Raw genomic sequence first — 14,828 nt, forward strand, 5'->3', positions numbered from 1 at the left:
CGTTCGATCCAAATCCGATAGGCTTGCAACACAAGATGAAGGCTATTGCGGGCTTTTTCAAGCCCGCCGCTGATCAGACGCGCCGACCAAGCCTATTTTGAGTTGCTTATTTTTAAGCTGGGCGCTGGTTGATCACTTCGTCGATCAGACCGTATTCCTTCGCAGCTTCTGCACTCATGAAGTTGTCGCGGTTGGTGTCGCGCTCGATTTCTTCAAGCGTACGACCGCTGTGCTTGGCCATCAGCGTGTTGAGACGCTCGCGGATGAAGAGGATTTCCTTGGCATGGATCTCGATGTCCGACGCCTGCCCCTGGAAACCGCCCAGCGGCTGGTGAATCATCACGCGCGAGTTCGGCAGGCAGAAACGCTTGCCAGGTGCACCGGCCGTCAGCAGGAATGCGCCCATGCTGCACGCCTGACCGATACAGGTCGTCGATACGTTTGGCTTGATGAACTGCATGGTGTCGTAGATCGACATACCCGCTGTCACCGAACCGCCCGGGGAGTTGATATAAAGATGGATGTCCTTGTCCGGGTTTTCCGCTTCAAGGAACAGCAATTGCGCACAAATCAGGTTGGCCATGTAATCCTCTACCGGCCCAACCAGAAAGATTACTCGCTCCTTGAGAAGACGCGAGTAAATGTCATAGGCGCGCTCGCCACGAGCAGATTGCTCGACAACCATCGGGACCAGGCCGCCGGCGGCCTGGATATCAGAGTTCTGCTGAATATAGGAATTACGGAACATGCTCTGCAGTCACTCCCAAATAGTCATGTCTTGAATACGCATAAGCCAGCTCGAAGGCTGGCTTATGGTGTGTGCTTCTAACGCAAAAACAATCAGTCGGCTTTTGGAGCTTCTACCGGCTTGACCGCTTCTTCGTAAGAGACCGATTTGTCGGTCACGCTAGCTTTCTGCAGAACAGTATCCACAACTTGTTCTTCCAGCACAACCGAACGAACTTCGTTCAGTTGCTGCTCGTTCTTGTAGTACCAGGACACGACCTGCTCAGGCTCTTGGTAAGCCGAAGCCATTTCCTGAATCATTTCGCGAACGCGGGCTTCGTCTGGCTTCAGGTCGAACTGCTTGACCACTTCAGCCACGATCAGACCCAGGACAACGCGACGCTTGGCTTGTTCTTCGAACAGCTCGGCCGGCAGTTGGTCAGGCTTGATGTTGCCACCGAACTGCTGAACAGCCTGCACGCGCAGACGGTCAACTTCGTTGGACAGCAGAGCCTTAGGCACTTCGATCGGGTTGGTGGCCAGCAGACCGTCCATTACCTGATTCTTGACCTTGGATTTGATCGCCTGACGCAGTTCACGCTCCATGTTCTTGCGAACTTCGGTGCGGAAACCGTCGATGCCGCTTTCCTTGATACCGAATTGAGCGAAGAACTCTTCGTTCAGCTCAGGCAGTTTTGGCTCGGAAACGGTGTTTACAGTCACGGTGAACTCGGCGGTTTTGCCAGCCAGGTCCAGGTTCTGATAGTCCTCTGGGAAGGTCAGGTTCAGAACGCGCTCTTCGCCGGCTTTAGCGCCGACCAGGCCTTCTTCGAAGCCTGGGATCATGCGGCCGGAACCCAGTACCAGCTGAGTGCCCTTGGCGGAACCGCCAGCGAATACTTCGCCGTCAACCTTGCCAACGAAATCGATGTTCAGCTGGTCTTCGTTCTGGGCAGCGCGATCGGCCACTTCGAAACGGGTGTTCTGCTTGCGCAGGATGTCCAGCATCTTGTCCAGATCGGCGTCAGCCACTTCAGCGCTCAGACGCTCGACGGTGATGCCTTCGAAGCCGGCAACGGTGAACTCGGGGAACACTTCGAATACGGCTACGTATTCCAGATCCTTGCCAGCTTCGATCGATTTGGGCTCGATCGATGGCGAGCCAGCCGGGTTCAGCTTCTGCTCAACCACAGCCTCATAAAAAGACTTTTGAATGAGGTCGCCTACAGCATCGCGCTCTGCTTCTTGACCGAAACGACGCTTGATTTCGCTCATAGGCACTTTGCCTGGGCGGAAGCCAGCAATCTTGGCCTTTTTGGCAGTCTGCTGCAGACGGTTGTTGACCTGGCTCTCAAGTTGCGAAGCCGGCACAGTGACGCTCATGCGGCGCTCAAGAGCAGTAGTATTTTCAACAGAAACTTGCATGGATATTCCTCGTTGCACAGACGTTAGCCGGCCGTTTCCGACCCAAGAATCAAGGGCAAGCATTCTAGTAGGTCAAACTCAAGAAGTCACCCTACTGAAAACGGGTAAAAAAACAGCAGGCCATTTGAAGGCGGGGACAAACGGTTGCGCCTCGCCCTGTTAGCAAATACAGCCAATTCAAGCCAGAGCTCTGCGCCAACCTCTTCTATATATAGAGGCGGTTGAATCATCTCCCTGACAGTCGACCTTGCAAGCAAGGTTGGCAGGCAGCGCAGCATCATCGAGTAACATTGATACGACGAAGCGCCCTGCCCGGCGACCCGAAACCTGCAGCCGCCAAAATCCGAAACCGTAAAACAAAAAAGGCGCCAGACTGTTAAATCTGGCGCCTTTCGGAATATGGGGTGGACGATGGGGATCGAACCCACGACAACGGGAGTCACAATCCCGTGCTCTACCAACTGAGCTACGCCCACCATATTGCGTGCCAAAGAAGCCAAACAACTTCTTTGTAGAACTTCACCCGGCCAACGGCATGAATGAAGCTTTGATTGGTGCGGATGAAGAGACTCGAACTCTTACGCCTCGCGGCGCTGGAACCTAAATCCAGTGTGTCTACCAATTCCACCACATCCGCAGATGAAGCTTTTTAAAGCAAAGGCGCCAGACTGTTACATCTGGCGCCTTTCGAAATATGGGGTGGACGATGGGGATCGAACCCACGACAACGGGAGTCACAATCCCGTGCTCTACCAACTGAGCTACGCCCACCATATCGCGTTACTTGTGCCAATGCTGCCTAATGGCGCACCCGGCAGGACTCGAACCTGCGACCATCCGCTTAGAAGGCGGATGCTCTATCCAGCTGAGCTACGGGCGCCTTGTTAGCTGTACCCTTGGAGGACTACAAACTAAGTGCTTTCCAGCCTTGCAAAACGTTGATTTCGCTCGACCTTCTTAACCAGTGCTAGGCTGTGCCCGACAAGTGCGACGAATAGTATAGAGCGACCCGAGGGTCGTCAAATCCTTTTTAAAAAAAATTCATTTAATTAAAGGGCTTAGGGGAATTTGCTGACCAAGCGCCTTTGCCCTCACCGTTTGACATGCGAGAATGCGTTCTCTTTTTTTCCCCTCTCGATGGTTAATCACGCGCAATGACTGCACAACTAATCGACGGCAAATCGATCGCCGCCAGCCTGCGCCAGCAGATCGCCCAACGGGTTGCCGAACGTCGCCAGCAAGGTCTGCGCACGCCAGGCCTCGCGGTGATCCTGGTCGGCAGCGATCCTGCCTCTCAGGTTTATGTCTCGCACAAGCGTAAAGACTGTGAAGAGGTCGGCTTCCTCTCTCAAGCGTACGACCTGCCTTCCGAAACCACTCAAGAAGCGCTGACCGATCTGATCGATCGACTGAACGACGACCCGGCAATCGACGGCGTTCTGCTTCAACTTCCTCTGCCAGAGCACCTGGACGCTTCCAAACTGCTGGAACGCATCCGCCCGGACAAGGACGTCGACGGTTTCCATCCTTATAACGTCGGCCGTCTGGCCCAGCGCATTCCATTGCTGCGCCCGTGCACCCCGAAGGGCATCATGACCCTGCTGGAAAGCACCGGTGCCGATCTGTACGGAATGGACGCCGTGGTTGTCGGCGCGTCCAACATCGTCGGTCGCCCGATGGCGATGGAACTGCTGCTGGCCGGTTGCACCGTGACCGTGACTCACCGCTTCACCAAGGACCTGGCCGGCCACGTCGGCCGCGCTGACCTGGTGGTCGTGGCCGCCGGCAAGCCGGGCCTGGTCAAGGGCGAGTGGATCAAGGAAGGCGCGATCGTGATCGACGTCGGCATCAACCGCCAGGAAGACGGCAAACTGGTCGGTGACGTGGTGTACGAAACCGCCCTGCCCCGCGCCGGCTGGATCACTCCGGTGCCGGGTGGCGTCGGTCCGATGACCCGCGCTTGCCTGCTGGAAAACACCCTCTACGCGGCAGAAACCCTGCACGCCTGAGTCGTGTTTTCCATGCTCCGGGAACCCCGCCTTGTGCGGGGTTTTTCATGCCCTCGAAAAAACCTTTACCGTTCGCCGGAAACCCCTATTTTTACAGGGCTTTTCACGACTTTTTCATGCCTTGCGGACAACCATCGACAGTTCTTCAACCATACTCCTACAATGCGTCGTTTTTACGACACAGCCCGTTACAAAGAACGGCATTTCCAACCTTCATGAGTTCGCCCGCGTGAATATTCGTCTGTCCATCCTGAGCCTGGTTTTTGCATTTTCAGGCACACTCCTCACGCCCACGGTCAACGCCGCCGAAACCACCGCTGCCCCCCGAGACGCCTCGCAACTGAAGATTGCGTCTGGCAGCGCCCTGCTGATGGATCTGCAGACCAACAAAGTCATCTATTCCAGCAATCCGGACGTGGTGGTACCCATCGCTTCCGTGAGCAAGTTGATGACTGGCTTGGTAGTGGTCGAAGCCCACCAGAACATGGACGAATGGATTGACGTCGACATCAGCCATACCCCGGAAATGAAAGGTGTATTTTCTCGCGTCAAACTGCGAAGCGAACTGCCCCGCCGAGAGATGCTGCTGATTGCCTTGATGTCCTCGGAAAACCGCGCCGCCGCCAGCCTGGCCCACCACTATCCGGGCGGTTACGCGGCATTCATCGCAGCGATGAACGCCAAGGCCAAGGCGCTGGGCATGACCAGCACGCATTTTGTCGAACCCACCGGTTTGTCGGAGCGTAATGTCTCCACTGCCCGCGACTTGAGCAAGTTGCTGGTGGCCGCCCACAAACAACCATTGCTTATTGAGCTGACCACCACCAAGGAAAAGACCGTCTCGTTCCGCAAACCCAATTACACCCTGGGTTTCCGTAACACCGATCACCTGGTCAACAAGGCCGACTGGGATATCCGCATCACCAAGACCGGTTTCACCAACCCTGCCGGTCATTGCCTGGTGCTGGTGACCCGCATGGCCAACCGTCCGGTCGCCCTGGTGATTCTCGATGCGTTCGGCAAATACACCCATTTCGCCGATGCCAGCCGCATTCGCAGCTGGGTGGAAACCGGCAAGAGCGCCAGCGTCCCGGCGGTGGCCCAGCAATACAAGGCCGACAAAAACCTCAAGAGTCGCCAGAGCGGCGTGATCGAAGCCTCCAAATAATCCGTCACCCATGAAAAAGCCCCGACTCGTCGGGGCTTTTTCGTTTATGCACTCAGTCGTTGGGCAACGGCATCTTGTCGTCATCGGGAATACCATCACCGGCACTCGGGTCGCGCGCATGCTCTGGCGTTACCACCGCTGGACGCGCGAGCGGATCGCGCAGGGGGCTGTCCGGATCCAGCACCGGATCGACATCCGGCTCGGGGGTAGTGGGCACACTGTCAGGCTTGTGGTCGTCGAAACTCGAATCGGTACTCATACGCACCTCGCTTCAAGGCTTGAGATCAGCCAAGGGGTCATAAGGCTTGGCCGGACGCTTTGGATCATCGCCTGGCTGCACATCCTTCGGCGCCTTTGCCGGGCCAATGGGATCGACTTGCGGATCGTCCAGATCAGGCGAGTCCGGATCGAAACCCAGGTCGTCGCCACTGCCATGCTCGGAAGAATGCGGCCCACTGGGTGAATTTGGAATTGCCATGTTCATCTCCTGATACCAGGCCCGTAAAACACGGGACGCTACAGTTCAGAAGCGCGTCCCCCGCCAGGGTGCCCGACAAGCGACGAACGGAACCTCAATGCGCCGCCAGCGCCTTCCTCGCCTGCGCCGCTTCCCGCTCCTGCCCGGCTTGCGCCAGTGCGTCGGCAGCCTTGAGCCAGCGCTGTTGATCGACCGCCACCGGAATCTGCGTCGGCTTCTGAATCAACACCGCCCAGCCGCCGGATTTTTCCAGGGCCGACTCAAACGAGCTGAAGCTCATCAATTCACGGCGATTCATCCCGGCGCGCAGCAGCACTTTCTGCTTCAGACGATCATAGCCGGACAGGATCGCGTAACGCGGCTCCGCCCAAAACGCCGAGCCCTCACTGAAACGCACCATCACCGGGTACCCGGCCGCCACCTGAGTCAGCAGCGCCGGCAGATTGCTGTCCAGCGGATACACGACCATGCCGTATTCACGCGCCAGGCTCTGCAGATTCTGTTGCAACTTGTCCTCGGCGCCCGGCAAGTGCAGCGGTTTTTCCAACAGCCCCGGCGTGATCACGATGCCCTGCTGCGACAGCAGACTGGCCAGCACCTGTGGCCCGCTTTGATAGGCCTCACCGCGGTAGAAGGTGCCGCTGAGCTCGACACGTTCCGGCAGGCGCTTGACCTCCGGCGCCACACTGCCCGCACACCCCACCAATGCTGTCACGCAACCGGCCACCAGCAGCGCTGCGCGAATCCGGGAAAATAGCTGCACCATCATCACTCTCTTGATCAGTTACCGGTCATCGTGTTCCGGCTTGGTCGAGGATCATAGGACGGCGCAACGTTGCGGTATAGCCCAAAGCGGCAGATGCCAGAGCTGCATAGAGCGAACTGATTGATCACCACCGACCTTTGGTCAATAGCCTGAAACACACCAGCGACTAGACTGTCAGTCAGATAAGAGCCAAAGAGCGTTAGCCCGACGCAGGGCAAAGACGAGGCACAGATGAGCCTGACCATGACCATCGTAATGCTGATCGCCGGCTGGCTGGCCGTTGCCGCCGCCATGCTGTGGGGCGTGTTGCGGATTTCCCGCCGCCATCACCACCCGGTTCAACCTGCACCGACCAGGAAGATCGAGAAACACGACGCCCGCCACGCCACCGCGCACTGACGCTCTGCAACCAACAAAAACAAAAAGGCCGCCTGGACTCTCGCGAGTTCAGGCGGCCTTTGGTTTTCCAGCGATTACGCTTCGGCAGTCAGCTTCTTCTGCTTGGCGCGGCGCGACATCATGTTCAGCACTTCAATCGCAGCCGAGAACGCCATGGCGGCATACACATAACCTTTCGGTACGTGGGCGCCGAAGCCCTCTGCAATCAGCGTCATGCCGATCATGATCAGGAAGCCCAGCGCCAGCATCACCACCGTCGGGTTGTCATTGATGAACTTGGCCAGCGGATCAGCTGCAAACAACATCACCAGCACCGAGACAACCACTGCAATCACCATGATCGGCAAGTGTTCGGTCATGCCGACCGCGGTAATGATGCTGTCGATCGAGAACACCATGTCCAGCATCAGGATCTGCCCAATGGCGGCTGCAAAACCCAGGGTCACCGTCGACGTCGCGGTCTTCGGATCTTCCGGCGCCGGGTCCATGCTGTGATGGATTTCGGTCGTCGCCTTCCACACCAGGAACAGGCCACCGGCAATCAGGATCATGTCCTTCCAGGAGAACGCCTGGCCGAGGATTTCGATGACCGGCGCGGTCAACTGAACGATGAACGCGATGGTGCTCAACAAGGCCAGACGCATGATCAGCGCCATGCCGATCCCCAGACGACGGGCTTTCTGCCGGTACTGCTCGGGCAGCTTGTTGGTCAGGATCGAGATGAAGATCAGGTTATCGATGCCGAGTACGATCTCCATCACCACCAATGTGGCCAAGGCAATCCAGGCGGTCGGGCTGGAAGCGAGTTCTAACAGATATTCCATGGGTCAGTCCTGACTCTGTGTAAGACGGTTTAGATTTCCTGGGAGGACGATTCGGATTTTTCTTCGTCGTCTTTCGGTTCTTTCTTGCTGATCAGATTGCCGGTGGCATCGCTGAGCGCCTGCTCGGCGGCTTTGTGCGTGTCATCGATGGCTTGCTTGGCCGCTTCAGCCGCCTGCCCCATCAGTTGCTGGGCGCTCTTTTCGGCCTGATCGCAACCGGCCAGTACCAGTAAAGACGCGATCAATAACGCCGTAGTTTTCAGTTTCATGATGCTTCCCTCGATAGAACAGACAGCGCCGTACAGACCGGCCGTCGATGGCTGGGCATTCTAGGGAGACAAACACTTCAGGAAAATTCGTATTTTTAGCGGCTATACTTCGATTTATACGAACTGTATTGGACGGAGCGAACCCATGCTCAATTACCGACAACTGCACTACTTCTGGGTGGTGGCCAAGACCGGCAGCATCGTGCGCGCCTGCGAGCAGCTGAATCTGACGCCACAAACCATCAGCGGGCAGATTTCCCTGCTCGAACAGACCTACGGTATCGAGTTGTTTCAACGGGTCGGCCGGCAACTGGAGCTCACCGAGGCCGGGCGCCAGGCCCTGCCCTACGCCGAGCAGATGTTCCAGCTCGGCGGCGAACTGGAGTTGATGCTGCGCGCCCAGCCCAACGAACAGCAAATCCTGTTCCGGGTGGGCGTGGCGGACGTGGTGCCCAAATCCATCGTCTATCGCCTGATCGCGCCGACCATGGAATTGAGCGAGCCACTGCGCATCACCTGCCGCGAAGACAAACTCGAAAGGTTACTGGCGGACCTGGCAATCCAGCGCCTGGACCTGGTGATCTCCGACAGCCCGATGCCCTCGCACCTGGACATCAAGGGCTACAGCCAGAAACTCGGGGAATGCGGGATCAGCTTTTTCGCCACCGCAGAACTGGCGGCGCAATACGGTCAGGATTTCCCGCGCAGCCTCCACGGTGCGCCGCTGTTGATCCCCGGCGCGGAAACCGTGGTGCGCAGTCGTTTACAGCGCTGGTTCGCCGAGCAGCAGATTCAGCCGAGGATTGTCGGGGAGTTCGATGACAGTGCCCTGATGCAGGCGTTCGGCCAGTCCGGCAGCGGGATTTTCATCGGCCCGAGCGTGATTGCCGATGAGGTGAAGCGCCAGTACGGCGTCGAGTTGATCGGCCAGACCGATGCGGTGAGCGAGTCGTTCTACGCGATCTCGGTGGAGCGCAAGGTCAAGCACCCCGGTATCAAAGCGATTACCGAAGGTGCCCGACGCGAGCTGTTTACAGCCTTTTAAGCCGGCGCACAGGCGTCGCGCGGCTTGAGCACCATCAGCACCATGGCGAGGAAAATCGACAGCAGAATGAACCCGGCGGCGGCGAAGCCCACAAAGCCCAGACCGGCGCTGTCGATCACTCGACCGCCAATGATCGCGCCCAGACCAATCCCGAGGTTGGCCCCGGCGATGTTCAGCGACGCGGCGAAGGCCGGCGCTTCCGGTGCGGCTTTCATCAAACGCACATGGCTGACCAGGAACAGCGCCGCCTGGGTCACGCCCCAGATGCCCATCGCCGCCGCCAGACCCAGCGACGAATTGATGTTCGGCACCAGCGCCACCATCCCGGGGATCATGAACGCGCAGAACATCACCGACGCCATCAGCGGATGACGATCCACCGCGCGACCACCCAACGAGTTGCCGATCAGACCGACCGCGCCAAAGCCCATCAGGCACCAGCCGACCACGGTGCCATTGAAGCCAGCCAGACGCTCAAGGATGTCCGCCAGATAGGTGTAAGCGGTGAACATGCCGCTGAACACCAGGATCGACAGCAGTACATGACCCAGCATCAGCGGGCTGCGCAGGATCTTGAACTGCGAAGCGAAACTGACCTGATGCTGGTGCAGGCTGGTTTTCGGCAGGTAGACAAACAGCAGCAGCGCCTTGGCGAACGCGATCACCGCCAGAATGGCAAACGCGCTGCGCCAGCCGAACGCATCGGAAATCAGCGTACCAACCGGAATTCCGAACACGGTGGCGCAGACAATGCCGAAGCCGATCTTGGCGATCGCGCGACCGGCGTAGTCCGGGCCGACGATATCCACCGCCGTTTCGCTGGCCAGCGCCCAGAACACCGGCAACCCCAGCGCCGGGATCAGCCGGGCGATGGCCATGACCCAGATGTTCGGCGCCAACGCGGCCACGGTATTGGCCAGACCGAACATGATCAGGATGGTGATGAACAGCTTGCGGCGCTCGAAGCGGGCGAAATACGCGGTCAAGAAAGGACCGAACATCGCCACGGTGAAAGCGAATAGAGTCACCAGCAACCCGGCCTGCGGGATGGTGACAGCCAGGTCGCGAGCAATCGCCGGCAGCAGGCCGACAATGACGAACTCCGTGGTCAGCACCGTGAACCCGGCGGCAGACAACAGAAGGATGGGCAACAGCATGAGGAACTCCAGCAAAACGACGACACCAGCGTTGACCCGAGGGCCCGCTGGCAGAACTTGAAAATAAGGATGCGCAATCTTAACAGAGTGTTTCCCGAGTGACTTGCACAAACCTGTCTAACTTGTAGATGGATCCGGTGGCAGATCGTCACAGGCCTGAAGGAATCGGATGACCCTGTGATAAAGTCCGCGCCCTGCAAAACGTACACCCTGTTCAGCCACCCGTTTAACGGCGTGGTTGGCGCGTCAGTCCTTTCGGTTCGTGTCTGTGGCCTGCCCCCGATTCAACGCCCGGATTGCGCAACCTTGCACCCTATAAAAAAACAGAGATGCCGTTCATGACCGCTTCATCCCCTTCTCTATTGCAACGCCTCAAAAGCCTCAGCCTGGTCACCCAGATCCTTATCGGCCTGATTGCCGGCATCGCCCTCGCGCTGTTCGCGCCGGAAGCGGCCAAAGGCACGGCCTTCATCGGCAAGGTGTTCGTCTCGGCACTGAAAGCCGTGGCGCCGATCCTGGTGTTCGTGCTGGTCATGGCCTCGATCGCCAACCACAAGCACGGTCAGGAAACCCACATCCGGCCGATCCTGTTCCTGTATCTGCTGGGCACCTTCGCCGCCGCCGTGGTCGCGGTGATTGCCAGCATGATGTTCCCGTCGCATCTGGTGCTGTCCACCGACAACATCGCCGTAAGCGCGCCGGGCGGCATCAGTGAAGTGCTGCAAAGCCTGTTGCTGAGCGTGGTCGACAACCCGGTGAGCGCACTGATGAACGCCAACTTCATCGGCATTCTGGCCTGGGCCATCGGCATGGGCGTGGCGATCCGGCACGCGGGCGACACTACCCGCGAAGTGCTGGGTGATCTGTCCAACGGCGTGACAGTGATTGTCCGGGTCGTGATCCGTTTTGCGCCGCTGGGTATTTTCGGCCTGGTGGCATCGACCCTGGCCACCTCCGGGTTTGGTGCATTGATCGGTTATGCGCATCTGCTGGCAGTGCTGCTCGGCTGCATGCTGTTCGTGGCGCTGGTGATGAATCCGCTGATCGTGTTCTGGAAGCTGCGTCGCAACCCTTATCCACTGACACTTCAGTGCCTGCGCGAAAGCGGCATCACCGCGTTCTTCACCCGCAGCTCGGCGGCGAACATTCCGGTCAACCTGGAATTGAGCAAGCGTCTGGGCCTGCATGAAGACACCTACTCGGTATCGATCCCGCTCGGCGCCACCATCAACATGGCGGGTGCGGCGATCACCATCACCGTACTGAGCCTCGCGGCCGTGCACACCCTGGGCATTGCGGTGGACATCCCGACCGCGATTTTGCTCAGCGTCGTCGCGGCGATCTGTGCCTGCGGTGCTTCGGGTGTGGCCGGTGGCTCGCTGCTGCTGATTCCGCTGGCCTGCAGCCTGTTTGGCATCCCGAGCGAAATCGCCATGCAGGTGGTGGCAGTCGGCTTCATCATCGGCGTGCTGCAGGATTCGGCCGAGACGGCGCTGAACTCCTCCACCGACGTGCTGTTCACCGCCGCCGCGTGCCTGGGCGAAGAGCAGAAAGCCCAGCGTCCGGCGTAAAAGCCCGGCGCAACAAAAAGCCCGCCAAGGCGCAAACCTTGGCGGGCTTTTTGTTGCAGAACGTTTTAGAACGCGCCCATGTAATCGCGCTTGCCCACTTCCACACCGTTGTGACGCAGCAGGGCGTAGGTGGTGGTGACGTGGAAGAAGAACTGCGGCAGGCCGTAACTCAGCAGATAAGCCTGGCCGCTGAAGCGCTTCTCTTTCGGGGTGCCCGGGCGAGTCACGATCTCGATGCCTTCCTTGCCATTGATCTGCTCTGGCTTGATCTCGCCGATGAAGGCCAGAACCTTGGCGATCAGCGCTTGCAGCTCGGCGAAGGTGGTTTCGGTGTCGTCATATTTCGGGATTTCGATTTCGGCCAGACGCGAGGACACGCCCTTGGCGAAGTCCACGGCGATCTGCACCTGACGCACCAGCGGAAACATGTCCGGGTACAGACGCGCTTGCAGGAACGCGTTCGGGTCGATGTTTTTCTCGGTGGCGTGGGCTTCAGCCTTTTTCAGCACATCGCTCAGGGCGTTGAGCATTTGTTGGAAAACCGGGACGGATGCGGCGTACAGGGAAATGGTCATGGCAGTCTCACGTGGTGGCTGGTTGAATCGTGGGGGCGATTATAGCCATGCTCGCATGGCGGCGCGGCTTGTCTTTTATCCAGCAAGGATTAGGCTAGGCGCCTTCGACTGCAGAGGGAACGCGCGATGACCACAGAACTTGAAACCGCCACCAACGAACCACGGCTCAACGCCACGGAAATCCGCATTCTGGGTTCGCTGATCGAGAAACAGGCCACCAGCCCGGAAACCTATCCGTTGACCCTCAATGCGCTGGTGTTGGCCTGCAACCAGAAAACCAGCCGCGAACCGGTGATGAACCTGACCCAGGGCCAGGTCGGCCAGAGCCTGCGCGCCCTCGAAAGCCGTGGTTTCGCCAAACTGGTGATGGGCAGTCGCGCCGACCGCTGGGAGCACAAGGTCGACAAGGCGCTGGAACTGGTGCCGGCGCAATTGATTCTGACCGGGTTGATGTTCTTGCGCGGCCCGCAGACCGTCAACGAACTGCTGACCCGCAGCGGTCGCATGCATGAATTCGAAGACGCCGAACAAGTGGTGCATCAGCTTGAACGCCTGATCGCCCGGGAGCTGGCGGTGTTGATTCCGCGTCAGGCCGGCCAGCGCGAAGATCGTTACACCCACGCGCTGGGCGATCCGGCGGACATCGAGGCGATTATCGCGGCGCGGCAGAATCCGAGTGATCGCGGGGCTGCCAGCGGCGTGTCTGTAGAGCGCATCGAAGAGCTGGAAGCGCGGATTGCGGCGCTGGAAGAGCGTCTGGCCCGCCTCGAAGAATAAGCGCGTCGGGGCGGTGTTATTCGCCGTCCCAGTAATCCACCCCGTCCGACTGCCGCGCCACCGCCACGAATCCCGAGGCATTGCCTTCGGCATCGACATTGAAGTTGTCCATCACCGCGTATTTGTTCGAGTCCGGGTACTCGCAGATTTCCGGTTGCTGCTGGGTGCTGACGGCCAGATAGCGCAGTTCCGCAGCACTGGTGTTGATGATTTGATGCGCCGCTTCAGGGCCGCCCGGCGGGCAGGCGATCACGTCGCCGGCGCGGATCGGGAAACGTTCGGCGCCCAGGCGCACTTCCCCTTCCCCGGCCACCACGTAAAACATTTCCTCATTGACCCGATGACTGTGAAACGGACTGCCACGCATGCCCGGTGGCAGCGCATACAGGCGATAACCAAGCTTTTGCGCACCCAGTTGCTGGCCGACCCTGGCCAGGCGCTGCCGATAGCGCCCGGCGGTTTCGCCTTCGGGCGACAGGGCTTCGGGAAGCGGTTCGAGTTCGACGTCATTCAGGTTGAGAATGGGCGGATACATGCAAACCTCGGCTTTTGTGAAGGGCAAGTCTGTGCTTGCTGATCCAGCAGTATAGGCAACGGCAAATCCGGGCGGACTCACCGTTGTTCAGGCGCTATCAACTGCGGGCGAACGCCACCGCCGCATCGAACTGCTCGACCGTCGGCCGCACGCCGGTGTACAGCACGAACTGCTCAAGCGCCTGGATCGCGATTACCTCCAGCCCGGTGATCACTTTTTTACCTTCGGCACGACCGCGCACGATCAACGGGGTTTCCGAGGGGATCGCCACCACATCGAACACAGTGTCGGCAGACTTGATCACATCCACCTCAAACGACAGCTGCCCGGCTTCCGGTCCGCCGTCCATGCCCACCGGGGTCACGTTGACCAGCATCTGCGGCCGCTCGGCTCCCAGCTCTGCCTGCCAGCGATAGCCCAGGGAGTCCGCCAGCGCACGGCCGGCGCGCTCGTTGCGGGCGACGATCAAACCGTTTTTGTAACCGCCATCGCGCAAGGCACTGGCCACCGCCTTGGCCATACCGCCGCTGCCGCGCAGCGCGAAAGTCGTGTCCTTGGGCACCGCGTGGGTTTCCAGCAACTGGGCGATGGCAATGTAATCGGTGTTGTAGGCCTTGAGATGGCCGTTGGTGTTGACGATGGTGTTGATCGACTGAATCGCTGCCGCCGACGCATCCAGCTCATCGACCAGCGCAATGCTCGCTTCCTTGAACGGCATCGACACCCCGCAACCGCGAATCCCCAGCGCGCGGATCCCGCCGACCGCACCGGGCAGGTCCTGGCTGCTGAATGCCTTGTAGTAGAAATTCAGGCCCAGTTGTTCATACAAATGGTTATGAAAACGCAGACCGAAATTCCCGGGACGCCCAGACAGGGACATGCACAATTGGGTGTCTTTGTTGGGGTTCATCTGCATGGGAGGCTCCTTCGAATGCACTTTCGGATGGACGGGATTAGCCAGGCCATCGGGTTCTGAACGATCATAAGGCGGTCTGTTCCGGGCATCACAGCCGATGGCAGAAGTCCGGTAAATAAACCGGTACAGACCTTACACAAAATTTACCCAGCGGCCGTGCTGTTTTTCAAAATGTTGCTGTCTTAGAA

At 59.0% G+C, this 14,828-nt stretch carries 17 protein-coding genes and 4 tRNA genes; 6 read left to right on the forward strand and 15 right to left on the reverse strand.

The window, feature by feature from the left end; genetic code table 11:
• Positions 1 to 112 precede the first annotated feature (112 nt).
• From clpP to CAF77_RS08595, 6 genes are all read right to left on the reverse strand, one after another.
• Positions 113 to 748 carry an ATP-dependent Clp endopeptidase proteolytic subunit ClpP gene (gene clpP, locus CAF77_RS08570; RefSeq protein WP_007951559.1) on the reverse strand — a complete coding sequence of 212 codons (636 nt, stop codon included), beginning with the start codon at positions 746 to 748 and terminating at the stop codon, positions 113 to 115.
• Between the two features lie 92 nt (positions 749 to 840).
• Positions 841 to 2,151, reverse strand: coding sequence for a trigger factor (gene tig, locus CAF77_RS08575; protein ID WP_064380817.1), 1,311 nt, complete (start codon positions 2,149 to 2,151; stop codon positions 841 to 843).
• A gap of 400 nt (positions 2,152 to 2,551) precedes the next feature.
• Positions 2,552 to 2,627: transfer RNA gene (locus CAF77_RS08580), tRNA-His, on the reverse strand.
• 76 nt (positions 2,628 to 2,703) lie between these two features.
• Positions 2,704 to 2,788, reverse strand: a tRNA-Leu gene (locus CAF77_RS08585).
• Between the two features lie 58 nt (positions 2,789 to 2,846).
• Positions 2,847 to 2,922 (reverse strand) — tRNA-His (locus CAF77_RS08590).
• 32 nt (positions 2,923 to 2,954) lie between these two features.
• Positions 2,955 to 3,031, reverse strand: a tRNA-Arg gene (locus tag CAF77_RS08595).
• Between the two features lie 274 nt (positions 3,032 to 3,305).
• Between CAF77_RS08595 and folD the strand changes: the two genes are divergently transcribed.
• Both folD and pbpG read left to right on the forward strand, forming a co-directional pair.
• On the forward strand, positions 3,306 to 4,160 hold the full coding sequence (gene folD / locus CAF77_RS08600) for a bifunctional methylenetetrahydrofolate dehydrogenase/methenyltetrahydrofolate cyclohydrolase FolD (protein ID WP_011335038.1): 855 nt from the start codon (positions 3,306 to 3,308) through the stop codon (positions 4,158 to 4,160).
• 31 nt (positions 4,161 to 4,191) lie between these two features.
• The gene (pbpG, locus tag CAF77_RS08605) at positions 4,192 to 5,328 is read left to right on the forward strand and encodes a D-alanyl-D-alanine endopeptidase (protein WP_139831577.1); all 1,137 of its coding nucleotides are present in this window, start codon (positions 4,192 to 4,194) and stop codon (positions 5,326 to 5,328) included.
• 52 nt (positions 5,329 to 5,380) lie between these two features.
• Here the strand turns inward: pbpG and CAF77_RS08610 are convergent, their stop codons facing one another.
• The 3 genes from CAF77_RS08610 to CAF77_RS08620 all read right to left on the reverse strand — a co-directional run bounded on the left by CAF77_RS08610 (position 5,381) and on the right by CAF77_RS08620 (position 6,572).
• Positions 5,381 to 5,587 (reverse strand): hypothetical protein, encoded by a 207-nt coding sequence (locus CAF77_RS08610; protein WP_011335040.1) that lies wholly within the window; start codon positions 5,585 to 5,587, stop codon positions 5,381 to 5,383.
• A 12-nt stretch (positions 5,588 to 5,599) separates the two neighbouring features.
• Positions 5,600 to 5,806 (reverse strand): DUF6021 family protein, encoded by a 207-nt coding sequence (locus tag CAF77_RS08615; RefSeq protein WP_064380821.1) that lies wholly within the window; start codon positions 5,804 to 5,806, stop codon positions 5,600 to 5,602.
• Positions 5,807 to 5,900: 94 nt separating this feature from the next.
• A complete protein-coding gene (locus CAF77_RS08620) occupies positions 5,901 to 6,572 on the reverse strand; it encodes a peptidase C39 family protein (RefSeq protein WP_064380822.1) in 672 nt (223 codons plus the stop codon).
• Between the two features lie 243 nt (positions 6,573 to 6,815).
• On the opposite strand from CAF77_RS08620, the gene CAF77_RS29335 reads away from it, so the two are divergent.
• On the forward strand, positions 6,816 to 6,971 hold the full coding sequence (locus CAF77_RS29335; RefSeq protein WP_170928935.1) for a hypothetical protein: 156 nt from the start codon (positions 6,816 to 6,818) through the stop codon (positions 6,969 to 6,971).
• Positions 6,972 to 7,045: 74 nt separating this feature from the next.
• Here CAF77_RS29335 and CAF77_RS08625 read toward each other — a convergent pair whose 3' ends face one another.
• Both CAF77_RS08625 and CAF77_RS08630 read right to left on the reverse strand, forming a co-directional pair.
• Complete coding sequence (locus CAF77_RS08625) at positions 7,046 to 7,795, reverse strand: TerC family protein (RefSeq protein ID WP_011335043.1); 750 nt, start codon at positions 7,793 to 7,795, stop codon at positions 7,046 to 7,048.
• Positions 7,796 to 7,824: 29 nt separating this feature from the next.
• Complete coding sequence (locus tag CAF77_RS08630) at positions 7,825 to 8,064, reverse strand: hypothetical protein (protein ID WP_039767627.1); 240 nt, start codon at positions 8,062 to 8,064, stop codon at positions 7,825 to 7,827.
• A gap of 145 nt (positions 8,065 to 8,209) precedes the next feature.
• On the opposite strand from CAF77_RS08630, the gene nhaR reads away from it, so the two are divergent.
• The gene (nhaR, locus tag CAF77_RS08635) at positions 8,210 to 9,109 is read left to right on the forward strand and encodes a transcriptional activator NhaR (protein WP_007951569.1); all 900 of its coding nucleotides are present in this window, start codon (positions 8,210 to 8,212) and stop codon (positions 9,107 to 9,109) included.
• Here nhaR and CAF77_RS08640 read toward each other — a convergent pair.
• Positions 9,106 to 10,266, reverse strand: coding sequence for an MFS transporter (locus CAF77_RS08640; protein WP_011335044.1), 1,161 nt, complete (start codon positions 10,264 to 10,266; stop codon positions 9,106 to 9,108). The genes nhaR and CAF77_RS08640 overlap by 4 nt on opposite strands.
• 338 nt (positions 10,267 to 10,604) lie before the next feature.
• On the opposite strand from CAF77_RS08640, the gene sstT reads away from it, so the two are divergent.
• The gene (sstT, locus tag CAF77_RS08645) at positions 10,605 to 11,837 is read left to right on the forward strand and encodes a serine/threonine transporter SstT (protein ID WP_041475589.1); all 1,233 of its coding nucleotides are present in this window, start codon (positions 10,605 to 10,607) and stop codon (positions 11,835 to 11,837) included.
• Positions 11,838 to 11,902: 65 nt separating this feature from the next.
• Here sstT and CAF77_RS08650 read toward each other — a convergent pair whose 3' ends face one another.
• Entirely contained in the window at positions 11,903 to 12,412 is a 510-nt protein-coding gene (locus tag CAF77_RS08650) for a DUF1993 family protein (RefSeq protein WP_011335046.1), read from the reverse strand.
• 126 nt (positions 12,413 to 12,538) lie between these two features.
• On the opposite strand from CAF77_RS08650, the gene CAF77_RS08655 reads away from it, so the two are divergent.
• Positions 12,539 to 13,189, forward strand: coding sequence for a YceH family protein (locus CAF77_RS08655; protein ID WP_085654296.1), 651 nt, complete (start codon positions 12,539 to 12,541; stop codon positions 13,187 to 13,189).
• Between the two features lie 16 nt (positions 13,190 to 13,205).
• Here CAF77_RS08655 and CAF77_RS08660 read toward each other — a convergent pair whose 3' ends face one another.
• Together CAF77_RS08660 and CAF77_RS08665 are read right to left on the reverse strand one after the other, a co-directional pair.
• A complete protein-coding gene (locus CAF77_RS08660) occupies positions 13,206 to 13,724 on the reverse strand; it encodes a cupin domain-containing protein (protein WP_085654297.1) in 519 nt (172 codons plus the stop codon).
• A 97-nt stretch (positions 13,725 to 13,821) separates the two neighbouring features.
• Entirely contained in the window at positions 13,822 to 14,640 is an 819-nt protein-coding gene (locus CAF77_RS08665) for a shikimate 5-dehydrogenase (RefSeq protein WP_064380830.1), read from the reverse strand.
• Positions 14,641 to 14,828 lie beyond the last annotated feature (188 nt).

The sequence above is a fragment of the Pseudomonas sp. R15(2017) genome, assembly GCF_002112685.1.
Classification (GTDB): domain Bacteria; phylum Pseudomonadota; class Gammaproteobacteria; order Pseudomonadales; family Pseudomonadaceae; genus Aquipseudomonas; species Aquipseudomonas glycinae.

Bases quoted from the DNA above. Each gene is read 5' to 3' on its own strand.
- tig (WP_064380817.1), bottom strand. From the start codon at position 2,151: ATGCAAGTTTCTGTTGAAAATACTACTGCTCTTGAGCGCCGCATGAGC.
- nhaR (WP_007951569.1), top strand. From the start codon at position 8,210: ATGCTCAATTACCGACAACTGCACTACTTCTGGGTGGTGGCCAAGACC.
- CAF77_RS08650 (WP_011335046.1), bottom strand. From the start codon at position 12,412: ATGACCATTTCCCTGTACGCCGCATCCGTCCCGGTTTTCCAACAAATG.
- CAF77_RS08660 (WP_085654297.1), bottom strand. From the start codon at position 13,724: ATGTATCCGCCCATTCTCAACCTGAATGACGTCGAACTCGAACCGCTT.
- CAF77_RS08615 (WP_064380821.1), bottom strand. From the start codon at position 5,806: ATGGCAATTCCAAATTCACCCAGTGGGCCGCATTCTTCCGAGCATGGC.
- CAF77_RS08640 (WP_011335044.1), bottom strand. From the start codon at position 10,266: ATGCTGTTGCCCATCCTTCTGTTGTCTGCCGCCGGGTTCACGGTGCTG.
- folD (WP_011335038.1), top strand. From the start codon at position 3,306: ATGACTGCACAACTAATCGACGGCAAATCGATCGCCGCCAGCCTGCGC.
- sstT (WP_041475589.1), top strand. From the start codon at position 10,605: ATGACCGCTTCATCCCCTTCTCTATTGCAACGCCTCAAAAGCCTCAGC.
- CAF77_RS08665 (WP_064380830.1), bottom strand. From the start codon at position 14,640: ATGCAGATGAACCCCAACAAAGACACCCAATTGTGCATGTCCCTGTCT.
- CAF77_RS08655 (WP_085654296.1), top strand. From the start codon at position 12,539: ATGACCACAGAACTTGAAACCGCCACCAACGAACCACGGCTCAACGCC.
- CAF77_RS29335 (WP_170928935.1), top strand. From the start codon at position 6,816: ATGACCATCGTAATGCTGATCGCCGGCTGGCTGGCCGTTGCCGCCGCC.
- clpP (WP_007951559.1), bottom strand. From the start codon at position 748: ATGTTCCGTAATTCCTATATTCAGCAGAACTCTGATATCCAGGCCGCC.
- CAF77_RS08625 (WP_011335043.1), bottom strand. From the start codon at position 7,795: ATGGAATATCTGTTAGAACTCGCTTCCAGCCCGACCGCCTGGATTGCC.
- CAF77_RS08620 (WP_064380822.1), bottom strand. From the start codon at position 6,572: ATGGTGCAGCTATTTTCCCGGATTCGCGCAGCGCTGCTGGTGGCCGGT.
- CAF77_RS08630 (WP_039767627.1), bottom strand. From the start codon at position 8,064: ATGAAACTGAAAACTACGGCGTTATTGATCGCGTCTTTACTGGTACTG.
- CAF77_RS08610 (WP_011335040.1), bottom strand. From the start codon at position 5,587: ATGAGTACCGATTCGAGTTTCGACGACCACAAGCCTGACAGTGTGCCC.